Annotated in this window: 15 protein-coding genes; 9 read left to right on the plus strand and 6 right to left on the minus strand. The window is 69.7% G+C overall.

Annotated features, from left to right (window positions below; translation table 11 throughout):
- Positions 1-8: 8 nt before the first annotated feature.
- Positions 9-1184, minus strand: a complete 1176-nt coding sequence (locus ACESMY_RS12385) for a VWA domain-containing protein (RefSeq protein WP_372784894.1) — start codon at positions 1182-1184, stop codon at positions 9-11.
- A gap of 84 nt (positions 1185-1268) precedes the next feature.
- Positions 1269-2285, minus strand: a complete 1017-nt coding sequence (locus tag ACESMY_RS12390) for an aldo/keto reductase (RefSeq protein ID WP_372784895.1) — start codon at positions 2283-2285, stop codon at positions 1269-1271.
- A gap of 109 nt (positions 2286-2394) precedes the next feature.
- Between ACESMY_RS12390 and ACESMY_RS12395 the strand changes: the two genes are divergently transcribed.
- Complete coding sequence (locus ACESMY_RS12395; protein ID WP_372784896.1) at positions 2395-3300, plus strand: LysR family transcriptional regulator; 906 nt, start codon at positions 2395-2397, stop codon at positions 3298-3300.
- Positions 3301-3304: 4 nt separating this feature from the next.
- Here the strand turns inward: ACESMY_RS12395 and ACESMY_RS12400 are convergent, their stop codons facing one another.
- Positions 3305-3925, minus strand: coding sequence for a TetR/AcrR family transcriptional regulator (locus ACESMY_RS12400; RefSeq protein ID WP_372784897.1), 621 nt, complete (start codon positions 3923-3925; stop codon positions 3305-3307).
- Between the two features lie 110 nt (positions 3926-4035).
- Between ACESMY_RS12400 and ACESMY_RS12405 the strand changes: the two genes are divergently transcribed.
- From ACESMY_RS12405 to ACESMY_RS12415, 3 genes are read left to right on the plus strand one after another with little or no spacing between them, the layout of a single operon-like run.
- Positions 4036-5484, plus strand: a complete 1449-nt coding sequence (locus tag ACESMY_RS12405) for an efflux transporter outer membrane subunit (protein WP_372784898.1) — start codon at positions 4036-4038, stop codon at positions 5482-5484.
- A gap of 53 nt (positions 5485-5537) precedes the next feature.
- Entirely contained in the window at positions 5538-6653 is a 1116-nt protein-coding gene (locus tag ACESMY_RS12410) for an HlyD family secretion protein (RefSeq protein ID WP_372784899.1), read from the plus strand.
- A 27-nt stretch (positions 6654-6680) separates the two neighbouring features.
- Positions 6681-8237: a DHA2 family efflux MFS transporter permease subunit gene (locus ACESMY_RS12415; protein ID WP_372784900.1), complete on the plus strand. Its 1557-nt coding sequence runs from the start codon at positions 6681-6683 to the stop codon at positions 8235-8237.
- A gap of 1 nt (position 8238) precedes the next feature.
- On the opposite strand, the gene ACESMY_RS12420 is transcribed toward ACESMY_RS12415, so the two are convergent.
- Positions 8239-8730 (minus strand): HTH domain-containing protein, encoded by a 492-nt coding sequence (locus tag ACESMY_RS12420; RefSeq protein WP_372784901.1) that lies wholly within the window; start codon positions 8728-8730, stop codon positions 8239-8241.
- Positions 8731-8867: 137 nt separating this feature from the next.
- A complete protein-coding gene (locus ACESMY_RS12425; protein WP_372784902.1) occupies positions 8868-9440 on the minus strand; it encodes an N-acetyltransferase family protein in 573 nt (190 codons plus the stop codon).
- Between the two features lie 33 nt (positions 9441-9473).
- Between ACESMY_RS12425 and ACESMY_RS12430 the strand changes: the two genes are divergently transcribed.
- The 5 genes from ACESMY_RS12430 to dxs are packed head-to-tail and all read left to right on the plus strand — an operon-like array spanning position 9474 to position 14164.
- Positions 9474-10397 carry a histone deacetylase family protein gene (locus tag ACESMY_RS12430; RefSeq protein WP_372784903.1) on the plus strand — a complete coding sequence of 308 codons (924 nt, stop codon included), beginning with the start codon at positions 9474-9476 and terminating at the stop codon, positions 10395-10397.
- A gap of 54 nt (positions 10398-10451) precedes the next feature.
- Positions 10452-11051, plus strand: a complete 600-nt coding sequence (locus ACESMY_RS12435; protein WP_372784904.1) for a histidine phosphatase family protein — start codon at positions 10452-10454, stop codon at positions 11049-11051.
- Between the two features lie 41 nt (positions 11052-11092).
- On the plus strand, positions 11093-11335 hold the full coding sequence (locus ACESMY_RS12440) for an exodeoxyribonuclease VII small subunit (protein ID WP_372784905.1): 243 nt from the start codon (positions 11093-11095) through the stop codon (positions 11333-11335).
- On the plus strand, positions 11335-12219 hold the full coding sequence (locus ACESMY_RS12445; RefSeq protein WP_372784906.1) for a polyprenyl synthetase family protein: 885 nt from the start codon (positions 11335-11337) through the stop codon (positions 12217-12219). Before ACESMY_RS12440 ends, ACESMY_RS12445 begins: the two co-directional genes overlap by 1 nt.
- Positions 12220-12247: 28 nt before the next feature.
- Positions 12248-14164 (plus strand): 1-deoxy-D-xylulose-5-phosphate synthase, encoded by a 1917-nt coding sequence (gene dxs, locus ACESMY_RS12450; RefSeq protein ID WP_372784907.1) that lies wholly within the window; start codon positions 12248-12250, stop codon positions 14162-14164.
- Here dxs and ACESMY_RS12455 read toward each other — a convergent pair.
- Positions 14161-15297 carry an alpha/beta hydrolase gene (locus ACESMY_RS12455; protein WP_372784908.1) on the minus strand — a complete coding sequence of 379 codons (1137 nt, stop codon included), beginning with the start codon at positions 15295-15297 and terminating at the stop codon, positions 14161-14163. The genes dxs and ACESMY_RS12455 overlap by 4 nt on opposite strands.
- Positions 15298-15349 lie beyond the last annotated feature (52 nt).

Genomic DNA, 15349 nt, shown 5'->3' on the forward strand with positions numbered 1-15349 from the left:
GGCCCCGCCTAGCGGGCGAGCTCCTTCATGGCCTTCTCGAGTCCCGCCAACGTCAGCGGATACATCCGGTCGTTGACCAGCTGTTTGAGGACGCCGACCGAGGGGGTGTAGTCCCAGTGCCGCTCGGCGGTCGGGTTCAGCCAGATCATGTGCTCGTAGATGTTGGCCACGCGGTCCATCCAGACGGCGCCGGCCTCCTCGTTCCAGTGCTCCACCGAGCCGCCCGGATAGGTGATCTCGTAGGGGCTCATGGTCGCGTCGCCCACGAAGATGACTTTGTAGTCGTGGGGGAACTTGTGGAGGATGTCCCAGGTGTTCAGCTTCTCGGCGTGACGGCGCCGGTTGTCCTTCCACACGCTCTCATAGAGGCAGTTGTGGAAGTAGTAGAACTCCATGTTCTTGAACTCGGAGCGGGCCGCGGAAAACAGCTCCTCGCAGACCTTGATGTGGCTATCCATCGAGCCGCCGATGTCGAAGAAGATCAGCACGCTGATCTTGTTGCGGCGCTCGGGGCGCATATTGATGTCCAGGTAGCCCTTCTCGGCCGTGCCCTTGATGGTGGCGTTCATGTCGAGTTCGTCGGGCGAGCCGTCGCGGACCCATTTGCGCAGCCGCCGCAGGGCCACCTTGATGTTGCGGGTGCCGAGTTCGACTTGGTCGTCGAGGTTCTTGTACTCGCGCTTGTCCCAGACCTTGATCGCCTTGCCGTGGCGGCCCTTGTCCTGGCCGATGCGGATGCCTTCGGGGTGATAGCCGTTGGCGCCGAAGGGCGAGGTGCCGCCGGTGCCGATCGCCTTGTCGCCCTTCTCGTGGCGCTCCTTCTGCTCCTTCATGCGCTCGGCCAGCGCTTCCATCAGCTTGTCGAAGCCGCCCATGGCCTCGATCTGCGCCTTCTCCTCGTCGGTGAGGAACTGGTCGGAGAGCTTCTTCAGCCATTCGGCCGGGATGTCGGCGGTGACGTCGTCGCCCATCCGCTCCAGGCCCTTGAAGACGTGGGAGAAGACCTGGTCGAACTTGTCGATGTTCTTCTCGTCCTTCACCAGGGCGGCGCGGCTGAGGTAGTAGAAGTCGTCCACCGAGCGGTCGATGACCTGCTTGTCCAGGCCCTCCATGAGCATGAGATATTCCTTCAGCGTCACCGGCACCTTGGCCTGGCGAAGCTCGGTGAAGAAACGCATGAACATGCCGAAGTCTCTCGCGTCACGAACGTCTGTTTGAACGCGGAGGATGGGGCGTTGGGTCCCCGATGTCCAGAGGAGGGCGGGCGGCTAGACGCCGCGCCGCTCGCTGTCCAGGCTGGCCATCTGCATCGCCGGATAGCGATCGCCGGCCGCGGCGTCCTTCGGCACGGCCGCTTCGAGGGCGGCGACCGCGTCCGGCGTCAGCGGCTTGTCGAGCGCGCCAAGCGTCTCGGCCAGGCGTTCGCGGGTGCGGGCGCCGATCACCGGGATGATGTCCTCGCCCTTCGCCAGGGCCCAGGCGATGGCGGCCTGGGCAGGCGAGAGGCCGAGCTTCGCGGCCTCCCCGCGCAGGGCTTCGGTCAGCGCCAGGTTCTTCTGCAGGTTCTCGCCCTGGAAGCGAGGGCTGTGGCCGCGGAAATCCCCCTGGCCATGGACGCCGGTGGTGGCGACGCCGCCCTGCATGTGGCCGCCGATCAGCCCGCGGGACAGCACGCCATAGGCGGTGATCGCGATGCCGAGTTCACGGGTGACGGCGAGTATCTCGTCCTCCGGACCCCGCGAGATCAGCGAATATTCGATCTGCAGGTCGACGATCGGATGGATGGCGGCGGCCTTGCGGATCGTGGCCGCGCCCACCTCGGAGAGCCCGATGTGGCGGACGTAGCCGGCCTTCACCAGTTCGGCGAGGGCCCCGACGGTGTCCTCGATGGGCACATTGGGGTCGAGGCGGGCAGGGCGGTAGACGTCGATGTGATCGAGGCCGAGCCGCTGCAGGCTATAGGCGCAGGCGGTCTTGGCCGCGGCGGGCCGCGCGTCGAAGCCGATCCAGCCGCCGTCCGGGCCGCGCTGGGCGCCGAACTTCACGCTGACCACGGCCTCGTCGCGGCGACGGCCTTTCAGCGCCTCGCCGATCAGGAGCTCGTTGTGACCCATGCCGTAGAAGTCGCCGGTGTCGATCAGGTTGATCCCCGCATCGAGGGCGGCGTGGATCGTGGCCAGGCTCTCCGCCCGGTCGGAGGGGCCGTACATGCCCGACATCCCCATGGCGCCGAGGCCAATGGCGGAGACCTCCGGACCGGTCTTTCCAAGCTTGCGCATCTTCATCTGATCATCTCCCGTTCGGCCGGATCGCCGCTGTGGCCCGGAATTTAGGGCTGCGGGTTCCTGGGGATAAGCCGCATAATGCCGTACGGACTGTGCGGAATTTCGAACAATGGACCGGATCGACCTCGGCGCGCTCGACAGCTTCGCGGCCATCGCCCGGCACGGCAATTTCCGCCGCGCGGCGGTCGAGCGCGGTGTCTCGCCCTCGACGCTCAGCCAGACCCTGCGCGACCTGGAGGCGCGGCTGGGCGTGCGGCTGCTCAACCGCACGACGCGCAGCGTCGCCCTGACGGAGGCCGGCGCGGCCCTTCTGACCACCCTGCAGCCGGCCCTCAGCCAGATCGCCGCGGCGGTCGACGACGCCCGCTCGGCCCAGGCCCAGCCCTCCGGCACGCTGCGCATCAATGCGCCGGAGCCGGCCATCGAGCTGGTGCTGGCCCCGATGGTCGCCGAGTTCCTGGCCCTGCATCCGGCCGTCAGGCTCGAGATCGTCGGCGAGACCGCCTTCGTCGACATCGTCGCCAAGGGGTTCGACGCCGGCGTGCGCTGGGGCGAGAGCCTGGCCCAGGACATGGTCGCCGTGCCGCTGTCGGCGCCGCAGCGGTATGTCGTGGTGGCCGCGCCGGCGCTGATCGAACGCGTGGGCGCGCCGGCCCACCCGAGCGATCTCCTGACCCGGCCCTGCCTGCGCGTGCGGTTTCCGAGCGGCGCCGAGCCCGGCTGGGAGTTCGAGCGGGGCGGAGAGACGCTGAAGGTCGCGGTGCAGGGGCCGATCGTCTCCAGCAGCTCGGCGCTGCTGCTGCGCGCCGCCCTCGACGGGGCGGGCTTCTACGTGACCTTCGACGCGGTGGCCGAGCCGCTGCTGGCGTCGGGCCGGCTGGTCAGCGTGCTGGAGGATTGGTCCGAGCGATTCCCCGGACCCTATCTCTACTATCCGAGCCGGCGCCATCCGCCCTCCGCGTTGCGGGCCTTCGTCGACTTCGTCCAGGACCGGCGGCGGCGCGAGGGCTGGTGAACGCCTAGGTCCGCTTGCCGAAGGCGCGCAGGAAGGTCCGGGTCGCCAACGCCGCTTCGTCCTCGATCTGGATCTGCGTCAGTTCCGGAATGGCGTTGCAGAGCCTCGCCTTGAAGTAGCGGTTCTGCACCAGGCCCAGGAACTGGTGGGCGGCGTCCGCGGGATCGTCGAGATCCAGGTGACCGGCCCTGGCCATGTCGGTCAGCAGTTCCGCCACGCGCTCGGCCCCTTTTCGCGGGCCGGCGTTGTAGAACGTCAGGCCGATGTCCGGCGAGCGTTCGGCCTCCGAGGCGATCAGCCGGAAATTGCGCAGGTTGAAGTCGGTGAGGACCCGGGTCAGATAGGCCCGGCCGATGCGCCGCAGCGTCTGTGCAGGCGTTTCGTCGGCGAGCGGCGAGGCGAAGATCTCGTCCTGCCACAGGCAGCGCCGTTCGACGTAGGCGTTGAACAGCTCGTCCTTGCTTTTGAAGTAGTTGTAGAGCGTGCCCTTGGAGCCGCCGAGCCGGGCTGCGATGACCGACATCGACGCATTGGCGAAGCCCTCTTCCAAGAACACCTCCTGGGCCACATCTAGGATCAGTTCCCGGCGCTGGTCGCGGTCCAGCCGAGTTTTGGTCAGTTGCATCTTTTTTTCCAACCGTACGGTATGGTCAGTCTTGACGCGCCGGTGTGGCGCTCGCTATATCGTGCTCACCAATATATGACCGTACCGTACGGTATGACAAGAGTCCGCTCATGAGCTCGTTCCTCTCCCCGCCAGAAGGCTCCCGTCTCCGGACGGGTCTCGTCGGCCTGCTGGCCGCCACCGCGCTCAGCGCCTGCGCCAGCCTTCCGTCGCCCACTCCGGCCCGAGTCGCCAAGACCCCGCAGAGCTATGCGACCGCCCAGTCCCTGTCGGGTCCGGCCCGCGACTGGCCGGCGGACGCCTGGTGGACCGCCTATGGCGACGCCCAGCTCAACAGCCTGATGCAGGAGGCGCTGGCCGGCTCGCCGAGTTTGGCGCAAGCCCAGGCCCGCGTGCGCAAGGCCCAGTCCGCCACCGCGACGGCGCGCTCGCGCGGCCTGCCGCAGATCTCGGCCAACGCCAGCGCCGAGGAACAGAAGCAGAGCTACAACGCCGGCATCCCGCCCGAGTTCGTGCCGCACGGCTACAACGACTACGGCCGCGCGACGCTGGACTTCAGCTGGGAGCTGGACTTCTGGGGCAAGAACCGAGCGGCGGTGGCCGCCGCCGTCTCCGACGCCCGGGCCGCCGAGGCCGACGCCGCCGAGGCCCGGCTGATGCTCTCGACCAATGTGGCGGCGGCCTATGCCGATCTCGCCAGGCTCTATGCCGAGCGCGACGTGGCCGAGCGCGCGCTCAGCGTCCAGGGCGAAACCAGCCAGCTGGTGCAGAGCCGGGTCAAGAACGGCCTCGACACCCTGGCCGAGCAACGCCAGGCGGAGGCCGAGCCGCTGCAGGCCAAGGCCGACCTCGCCGCCATCGACGAACAGATCGCGCTCACCCGCAACCGGCTGGCTGCTCTGGCCGGCGCCGGGCCCGACCGGGGCCTCGGCCTCGCCCGCCCGAACGCCGCGGCGCTGAAGCCGCTGGGCCTGCCGGCCGAACTCGCCGCCAATCTGGTCGGCCGGCGGCCGGACGTGACCGCGGCCCGCTGGCGCGCCGAGGCGGCGGCCGAACGCATCCACGAAGCGCGCGCCGCCTTCTTCCCCGACGTGAACCTCGCGGCCTTCATCGGGGTGCAGTCGCTGTTCCTCAACAAGCTCACCGCCTCAGGGTCCGATATCGGCTCCGTGGGTCCGGCGGTCAGCCTGCCGATCTTCAACGGCGGGCGCCTGCGGGCCGGCTACCGTGGCGCGGAGGCCGACCGCGACGCGGCCGTGGCGAGCTACGACGCCACCGTCACCGAGGCCTTCCGCCAGGTCGCCGACGTGGTGGCGTCGAGCCGCGCGCTGCAGTCGCAGGTCGCCGATTCCCGTGCCGCCCTGGCCGCCAGCGAGGACGCCTTCCGCATCGCCACGCTTCGCTACAAGGGCGGGCTCGCCACCTATCCGACCGTGCTGCTCGCCGAGCAGGGGGTGCTGACCCGCCGCCGAACCGTGGCCGACCTCGACGCCCGGGCGCTGGCCCTCGACGTGGCCCTGGTCCGCGCCCTGGGCGGCGGTTATCGCGCCGCCGCCTGACCCGACCCTATCCGAACCCTCGACGCCCGATTACGCTTCCAAGGACCACCCCGATGTCCGACACCGCCACCCTCGCCAAGGCGCCCGCCGCCGCCCCGACCGCCAGCGTCACCGCCGCCAAGGCGCGCCGCCAGCGCCTGCTCATCTGGCTGGCCGTCGCCGTGGTCGTCGGCGTCCTGCTCTACGGCCTCTACGCGCTGATCTTCTCCGGCAAGGCGGTGTCGACCGACAACGCCTATGTCGGCGCCGACGTCGCCCAGGTGACGCCGCTGGTCGCGGGACCCGTCGCCAAGGTGCTGGTGCGCGAGACCGAGGCGGTGAAGGCCGGGACGCCGGTGGTGATCCTCGACGACGCCGACACCAGGATCCTGGTCGAGCAGGCGCGGGCCGCGCTGGGCCAGGCCGAACGCAAGGTGCGCGGCTATGAGGCCAGCGACACCGCGCTCGCCGGCCAGCTCGGGGCCCGCGACGCCGACATCGCCCGCGCCCGCTCCGACCTCGACCGCGCCCGCACCGACCTCGAACGGCGCCAGGCGCTGTCGGCCTCCGGCGCGGTCTCCGGCGACGAACTGACCAACGCCAAGAACAAGTTCGCCGAGGCTCAGGCCGCGCTCGCCCAGGCCCAGGCCAGCCGCGCCGCGGCCGCCGGCAACCGCGAGGCCAACCGCGTGCTGATCGCCGGCGTCAGCCTCGAGCAGAATCCCGAGGTGGCCGCCGCCAAGGCGCGCCTCGACGCCGCCCAGCTGGCGCTCGACCGCACCGTGGTGAAGGCGCCGATCGCCGGCATCGTCTCCAAGAAGCAGGTCGAGGTCGGCCAGCAGGCCTCCATCGGCGTGCCGCTGATGTCGATCGTCCCGGCCACCGAGGCCTATGTCGACGCCAACTTCAAGGAAGTGCAGCTGAAGAAGGTGCGCCCCGGCCAGCCGGTGACGCTCACCTCCGACCTCTATGGCTCCGGCGTGAAGTTCCACGGCAAGGTCCGCGGCCTTTCCGGCGGCACCGGCTCGGCCTTCGCGCTGATCCCGGCGCAGAACGCCTCGGGCAACTGGATCAAGGTGGTGCAGCGCCTGCCGGTGCGGATCGACCTCGACCCCAAGGAGCTGGCCAGCCATCCGCTGCGCGTGGGCCTCTCGATGAAGGCCTCGGTCGACATCGCCGGCGCCAACTAAGCCGCCCGCCTCGGAAGGCTCCAGGTCATGGCCAACACCGGCTCCGCCCCCGGCATGCCCACCCCGATGACGGGCTCGCTGCTGGCGATCACCTCCATCGCGCTGGCGCTCGGCACCTTCATGCAGGTGCTGGATTCGACGATCGCCAACGTCTCGATCCCGACCATCGCCGGCAACCTGGGCGTCAGCACCAGCCAGGGCACCTGGGTCATCACCTCGTTCGCGGTGGCCAACGGCGTCTCCGTGCCGCTGACCGGCTGGCTGATGATGCGCTACGGGGTTGTGAAGACCTTCGTGGGGTCGGTGGCGATGTTCACCGTCGCCTCTTTCCTCTGCGGCATTTCCTGGGACCTGCCGTCACTGATCATCTTCCGGGTGCTGCAGGGCGCGGTCTCCGGGCCGATGATCCCGGGTTCCCAGGCCCTGCTGATCATGATCTTCCCGCCGTCCAAGCGCGGCACGGCGCTGGCGATCTGGTCGATGACCACGCTTGTGGCGCCGATCTGCGGACCGATCCTCGGCGGCTACATCTCCGACAACATCTCCTGGCCGTGGATCTTCCTGATCAACCTGCCGGTGGGGATCGTCTGCAGCGTGATCTGCTGGCGCAATATGCGCAGCCGCGAGACCGCGACCCGCCAGGTGCCGATCGACCGGACGGGCTTCTTCCTGCTGCTGACCTGGGTCGGCGCGCTGCAGGTGATGCTGGACACCGGCAAGGACGCCGACTGGTTCAATTCGCCGGCGATCATTGTCGAGGCGATCATCGCGGTCATCGGGTTCATTGCCTGGCTGATCTGGGAGCTGAACGAGCAGCATCCGATCGTCGACCTGTCGCTGATGAAGTCCCGCAACTTCGTGATCGCGACCCTTGTCTCCTGCATCGGCTTCGCGCTGTTCTTCGGCGCGAACCTCCTGCAGCCGCTCTGGCTGCAGACGCGGATGGGCTACGTCGCCACCTGGGCGGGTCTGGTGGCGGCGCCGTCAGGCGTGGTCGCGGTGTTCCTGACGCCGTTCGCGGCGCGGCTGATGAACCGGGTCGACGCGCGCTGGACGGCCTCGCTGTCGCTGGTCGCCTTCGCCGCCTCGTTCTGGCTACGCTCGCTCTATACGACCGATGTGAGCTTCGGGGCCCTGGTGGTCCCCATGCTGGTGCAGGGTGTGGCGATGAGCACCTTCTTTGTCTCCATGGTCACCCTCACCCTCAATGGCGTGCCGGGGAACCAGGTGCCGCAGGCCTCGGGGCTTTACAATTTCATGCGGATCACCGCGGGCAGCTTCGCGGCATCGCTGGTCAGCACCTGGTGGGATCAATCCGCCACCCTGCATCAGAGCCGGCTCGCCGAGGTGATGGGGGCCAGCGACCCGGCCTTCACCCAGAGCCTGCACAGGCTGCAGGGCGCCGGGTTGAGCATGACCCAGGCGGTGGGCGCGGTGACCAACCAGGTGACCAACCAGGCCTATCTGCTGGCGACCGACGACATCTTCCGGATCGCCGCCGGGCTGATGGTGTTCCTGCTGCCCTGCGTCTGGCTGACCAAGAAGGCGCTGGCCGGCGGCGGGAGCCACGCGGCCGCGGACTAGGCTAGCCGCAGGCTTCCATGGCCTTGAGCTTGCGCCAGACGGTCATGCGCGAGACCCCCAGCCGCCGGGCGATTTCCACCGGGCCGACGCCGGCGCGCTGCAGGGCGCGGATCTCCTGGTTGGCGGCCGGGCGGCGATGGCGGATCGCGACGATCGGTTCGGCCGAGGCCACCGCCGCGAGCGCGGCGTGCAGGGCCGGGCCGCCGGGGCCCGTGCTGCGCAGTTCCGGCTCGATCACATAGAGGCTGGCGCCGCGTTCCTCCAGGCGCTCCAGCGCCCGCAGCATGGCGCGGCCGCTGGCCCCCAGATGTTCGAGCCCGCCGATCACCAGCTGATCGCCCTCGGCGATGAAATCGAGGATCGAATTGAGGACCGTGAAGTCTTGGCCGCCGGGCGCGGGCGGGGCTTCGGTCCGCACCACCAGGCAGCCCGCGGCCTTCAGCGCAGCCGTCTGCTCCGCACGGCTGGCGCCGTCGGGGTCATGCAGCCTCACGTAGCCGATCCTGAGCATTGCCGCCCGCCACTCCACGCCTGTCGAAAGACTGAGCCTGCAAACTCCCAAATGCGGAGCTTCGCGCCAAGCGCTCAAAGGTTAAATCGAAGCAATATTTGACCGCTTCTGGAGTAGACTTAGGCGAGATTGTGTTCATCCAGCGCCGTTTTCGTGGTGACGGTGGAAAAACTGACCGGGGGCCGGGTCAGAATGTATTCGCGGTCGACCGTATCGCCCACGTGGAAGTCATATTCGCCCGCCTTTTCGAAGCCGTGGCGGGCGTAGAAACGCTGGGCGCCGTGATTCTCCGACCAGACCCCGAGCCAGACCGTGCGCGGACCCCGCGCCTGCAGCCAGGCCATGGTCTCGCCGAAGAGACGGGCTCCCAGACCGCCGCCCTGCCAGGCCCTGCGCAGGTAGATGCGCTTCAGCTCCCCGCAGTCCGGCGTCACCTCGGGATGGGGCAGGGCGCAGGGGCCGGCGAGCGCATAGCCGATGACCTCGCCGTCCGCCTCGACGATCCAGGAGGCCTTGGCGGGGTCGGCGAGGTCGGCGCGGGTGCGGTCCAGCGCGTAGGCCTCGGCCAGGTAGCGTCTGAGGTCGGTCTCCGGATAGAGGTGACCGAAGGTTTCGACGAAGGTCTCCGCGCCGACGGCGGTGAGGACGTCGGCGTCGGCGGACCCCGCGCGGCGGATCAGGGGTTGAGGCATCGGGCGGGCGCAGAATCTGGGATAGGATGAAGCATGACTGTCGCGCTCTACACCCATGTGGACATGCTCGACCACCGTCCAGGCGAACGCCACCCCGAGCGGCCCGACCGGCTGCGGGCGGTCACCGATGCGCTGAGCGACAGCGACCTGCGCTTCGTGGTGCGCGACGCCCCGCTGGCCGAGGAAGCCGATCTCGCCCGCGTGCACCGCAGGCCCTACCTCGACGCGATCTTCGCGGCCCAGCCGGGCGCGGGCATGCTGAAGCTCGACGAGGACACCTTCATGTCGGCCGGCAGCCTGAACGCCGCGCGCCGGGCCGCCGGGGCCGTGGTGTCCGCGGTGCGCGACGTCGCCGCCGGCCAGGCGGACCGGGCGTTCTGCGCCGTCCGCCCGCCCGGCCACCACGCCGAGCCCGGTCTGCCGATGGGCTTCTGCATCTTCTCCAACGTGGCGATCGCCGCCCGCGCCGCCCAGGCCGCGGGGCTCTCCAAGGTGGCGGTGGTCGACTTCGACATCCACCACGGCAACGGCACCCAGGCGGCGTTCGACGGCGAGGAGGGCCTGTTCCTGGCCTCCATCCAGCAGTGGCCCATGTGGCCTGGCACCGGCCATCCGGACGAGCCGACCTCGGCCAATATCGCCAACGCCGTCGCGCCCGAGGGCGGCTCGCGCGAGGTCTGGCGCAAGGCCTTCGAGAGCCTGATGCCGAAGGTCGACGCCTTCGCGCCCGACCTGATCATCGTCTCGGCGGGCTTCGACGCCCACCGCCGCGATCCGCTCGGCGGCGGCGGCCAGTCGCTGGAGGCCGAGGACTTCGCCTGGGCCACCCGCGCCATCGCCTCGGTGGCCAATCGCCACGCCAAGGGCCGGGTTGTGTCCTCGCTCGAGGGCGGTTACGACCTTGAGGCTCTGGGCTCCTCTGCACTGGCGCATGTGCGGGCCCTTTCCGAGGGGTAGGGACTAGCGGGTGAGGGGTTGCACGCCAGCCGTTCGGATGGACTGGCCAGCGCCTTGACCGCCGCGCCATCCCACGCGCCCGGGACGGGGGCCATCACCCTGGCCCGCCATGGCGAACCCGCCCTGTCGCGCAAGATCAGGCTATCCTCGAGGGAATACCGCGAATTCTGGGCGCGCTACGAGCTCGCGGGTCTGGCGCCGGGGCAGAGCCCGCCGGCCCATCTCGTGGGGTTTGTCGACGCCTGTGACGTGCTGATCTCGTCCACCCGGTTGCGGGCCGTCGAGAGCGCCCAGGCGGCCGGTCGGGGAAAGCCGTTCGCCCAGGACGAGGTGCTGATCGAGGCGCCGCTGCCGCCGCCCAATTGGCCCTCGTGGCTCAGACTGTCGCCGCGCATCTGGGGCTTCATGGCCCGCTTCCACTGGTGGTTCTTCAACCATCACCAGGGCGAGGAGAACCGCAAACAGGCCGAGGCCCGCGCCGACCAGGCCGCGGCCAAGCTGGAGGCGATCGCGGCGACCGGTCAGAATGTGGTCGTCCTGGCGCACGGCTTCTTCAACGTCCTGATCGACCGCGCCCTGCGCAAGCGCGGCTGGCGGCGGACCAGCCGGGAAGGCTACAAGTACTGGTCGACGCGCCGCTTCGAGCGGAGCTAGGAAGAACTCCCGCCGCCGCGCGCGGCGGCCAGGAAGAGAACATGTCCGAACCGGCCGACATCGCGACCCTCAGCTTCGAACAGGCGCTCGCCGAACTGGAGCAGATCGTCGCCCGGCTGGAGTCCGGCCAGGCGCCGCTCGAGGATTCCATCCGCATGTATGAGCGCGGCGCGGCGCTGAAGGCGCATTGCGAGACGCGGCTCGAGGCCGCGCGTCTGCGCGTCGAGAAGATCGTGGTGGGCGCGGCCGGCGCGCAAGGTGTCGAGCCCGCCGAGTTCAGCTAGTGCCACAGGAGCTGGCTCAGCGGGTGGCGGAGGCCGCCGACCTGGTCACCGTGGCGCTGGACGAGCTCCTGCCGCGCGCCGACGGGCCTGAGTCGCAGCTCACCGAAGCCATGCGCTATGCCGCGCTCGGCCCCGGCAAGCGCCTTCGGACCTTCTTCGCCCTCGAGACCGGCCGGATGTTCGACGTGCCGGAACGCTCCGTGCTGCGCGCCGCCTGCGCGCTCGAATGCATCCAGGCCTACAGCCTGATCCACGACGACCTGCCGTGCATGGACGACGACGACATGCGCCGCGGCCGACCGACCGTGCACAAGGCCTATGACGAGGCCACCGCGGTGCTGGCCGGCGACGCCCTGCAGACCGCCGCCTTCGAGATCCTCGCCCATCCCGACACCCATTCCGACGGATCGATCCGGGCCGAACTGGTCATGAAGCTGGCGCAGGCCGCCGGGGCCAAGGGCATGGCGGGCGGCCAGATGATCGACATCCTGGGGATCCGCGACGACCTCGGCGGGGTGGCGCGCATGCAGCGGCTGAAGACCGGCGCCCTGATCGCCTGCGCCTTCGAGCTGCCGCTGGTGCTGGCCCGGGCCAAGGATTCCGAGCGGCACGCCATGCTGGGATTCGCCCAGGACCTGGGCCTCGCCTACCAGATCGTCGACGACCTGCTGGACGCCGAGGGCGAGGCGGAAACCCTCGGCAAGGCGGTCGGCAAGGACGCCGCCAAGGGCAAGGCGAACTTCGTCACCCTGCTGGGCGTCGAGGCCGCGCGGGAGCGGCTGAGCCTGCTCTCCGGCCAGACCAAGGCCCACCTCGAGCCCTTCGGCGAGGCGGCCGAATTCCTGCGGGCGAGCGTCGATTTCGTGCTAGAGCGCCGAAACTAGTTTGGTCCGGTCCGGTTCGCTTAAATCCATGCCAGCAACCCCGCTTCTCGATACGATCGCCTCGCCCGCCGACACGCGCGGCCTCTCGATCGCCCAGCTGAAGACGCTTGCCGACGAGCTTCGGGCCGAGACCATCGACGCGGTCTCCCAGACCGGCGGCCACCTCGGCGCGGGCCTGGGCGTGGTCGAGCTGACGGTGGCGCTGCATCACGTCTATGAGACGCCCAAGGACATCCTGATCTGGGACGTCGGCCATCAGGCCTATCCGCACAAGATCCTCACCGGCCGGCGCGATCGCATCCGCACGCTTCGCCAGGGCGGCGGGCTTTCCGGTTTCACGAAGCGGGCCGAGAGCCCCTACGACCCGTTCGGCGCGGCCCACGCGGCGACCTCGATCTCGGCGGCCCTGGGCTTCGCCGCGGCCCGTGACCAGAAGGGCCAGGACAACAAGGTGGTCGCCGTGATCGGCGACGGCTCGATGAGCGCCGGCATGGCCTATGAGGCGATGAACAAGGCCTGCGAGACCACCAGGCAGCTCACCGTCATCCTCAACGACAACGACATGTCGATCGCCCCGCCGGTCGGCGGAATGAGCGCCTATATGGCCCGCCTGGTCTCCGGCGGCGGCTACCGCTCGATCCGCCGGGTCGGCAAGTCGATGGCCAAGGCCTTCCCCAAGCCCCTGCAGGAAGCCGCCCGCAAGGCCGAGGAATACGCCCGCGGCATGGTCACCGGCGGCACCTTCTTCGAGGAGCTGGGCTTCTATTATGTGGGCCCGATCGACGGCCACGACATGGACGCCCTGGTCCACGTCCTGCAGAACGCCCGCAACATCGTCGACAAGCCGGTGCTGGTCCACGTCGTGACCCAGAAGGGCAAGGGCTACGCCCCGGCCGAGAACGCCGCCGACAAGCACCATGCGGTGGTCAAGTTCGACGTGGTCACCGGTCTGCAGGCCAAGCCCACCCAGCCCGCCGCGCCCAGCTACACCAAGGTCTTCGCCCAGGAGCTGATCAAGCGGGCCGAGATCGACCCGAAGATCGTCGCCATCACCGCGGCCATGCCGTCGGGCACCGGCCTCGACCTCTTCGAGGCGCGTTTCCCGGAGCGGACCTTCGACGTCGGCATCGCCGAGCAGCACGCGGTGACCTTCGCCGCCGGCCTGGCCGCCGACGGCATGAAGCCGTTCGCGGCGATCTATTCGACCTTCCTCCAGCGCGGCTACGACCAGGTGGTGCACGACGTGGCGATCCAGCGCCTGCCGGTGCGCTTCGCCATGGACCGCGCGGGCCTGGTGGGCGCCGATGGGCCGACCCACGCCGGCTCGTTCGACGTGGGCTTCATGGGCGCGCTCCCCGGCATGGTGCTGATGGGCCCGGCCGACGAGGCCGAGCTCGCCCGCGCCATAGCCACCGCCGTCGAGATCGACGACCGGCCGAGCGCCTTCCGCTATCCGCGCGGCGAGGGGACCGGGGTCGAGATCCCGGCGCTGGCCGAGCCCTATGAAGTCGGCAAGGGCCGCGTCGTGCGCGAGGGGACGGCGGTCGCCATCCTGTCGTTCGGCACCCGGCTCGGCGAGGCCCTAAAGGCCGCCGACATGCTGGCCGCGCGCGGGCTCTCCGCCACCGTCGCCGACGCCCGTTTCGCCAAGCCGCTCGACGTCGAGCTGATCCTGCGGCTGGCGCGCGACCACGAGGCGCTGATCACCGTCGAAGAAGGCGCGGTCGGCGGCTTCGGCTCGTTCGTGCTGCAGACACTGGCCGAACATGGCGCACTGGACCGGGGCCTGAAGGTGAGAAGCCTCGTCCTGCCCGACGTCTTCCAGGACCAGGACAAGCCCGAGGCGATGTACGCCCAGGCCGGTCTCGACGCCGAAGGCATCGTCCGCGGCGCGCTGGCCGCGCTCGGCGTGGACAACGCTGTCGCCAAGGGCTGGCGCGCCTAGGGGGTCTTCGCCCGTTCGGCCCGCATCGTCCCGCCGTCCAGGCCGGCCAGCGTCGCACCGGTCGCATCGAAGGTGATGTTGGCGTCCGCGGCGGCCGCATAGAACCGATCCGGCCCGTTCTGCTGCAGCCCGATCGGCGGGAACCCGCTCACGTGGCCGTTCACGAACCCATCCTTGTCGACGCTGATCGAGAACGTCCGCCCGTCCGGCAGGCGATAGTCGCCGACGTATTTCGCCATGATCGCGGCGGGCAGCTTGGCCTGGTAGGCGCCCAGCGCCATGGCCGGCGGCAGCACGGCGGGGAAGCCGTCCGCCACCAGCCGCGGATAGTAGGAGAGGTGGGTCTCGCCCTTGTAGATCCGGGCCTTCAGGATCACGCCCGGCTGGCCTTTCAGCGCCTTCAGCAGGCCGTTGTATCCATCCGTCATCTGGGCGCTGCCGCCCGGCTTGCCCGCGCCCTCCTTCTCGCCGACGGTCAGGTAGATGCGCCGGCCGTGCGCCTTGGGCGCGGCGGCGGCCACGCGGGCGATCAGCGCCGGGTCGGCCCAGGCCGAGGCGCTGCCGATGATGTAGCCGTAGAAGGCGTCCGGCTTGTCGGCGAAGACGTTGGCCGCGAACAGGCCGCCGAACGAATGGCCGAACAGCACCGAGCGCGCCGGGTCGGCGGGGTACTTCGCCTCGATGAACGGCTTCAGGTCCTCCAGCAGGAAGGCCTCGAACGCCGCGCCGCCGCCGCCATAGGGGCTCTTGTCCTGGGTGGTCTTGTTGTGCAGCAGGTCGGTGTTCCGGAAGAGCGCCTGTCCCGGCAGGTAGCCGACGCTGACGATGATCGCGGGCTCCATCGCGCTGGTGTTCGAAAGCAGCGCGCCCTGCGGCCCGGCCAGGCCGTAGCCGCTGTCCAGCGCATAGATCGCCGGCAGCTTCTGGCCGGGCAGGAAGACGGTCGCTGAGGGCGTGTTCACCGTCACGGCGAAGTCGCGGCCGATCCGGTCGGAATGCAGCACCAGCCGCGTGTAGCCCGGCGGCATGGCCGGGTTCTCCGAGACCACCTTGAGCGGCTCGGCGTTCGCCGCCGCCGTGGCCGCGAGCGCCACCCCCATGGCCAGGACCGTTGCGATGGCGCGCAGCATCATGTCGTCTCCCCCCGAACTTGGGCGAAGGCTAGGCTTGCGGCGCGGCGTGTCA

Origin of the sequence: Phenylobacterium sp. (genome assembly GCF_041691455.1) — a bacterium.
Lineage (GTDB): Bacteria > Pseudomonadota > Alphaproteobacteria > Caulobacterales > Caulobacteraceae > Phenylobacterium.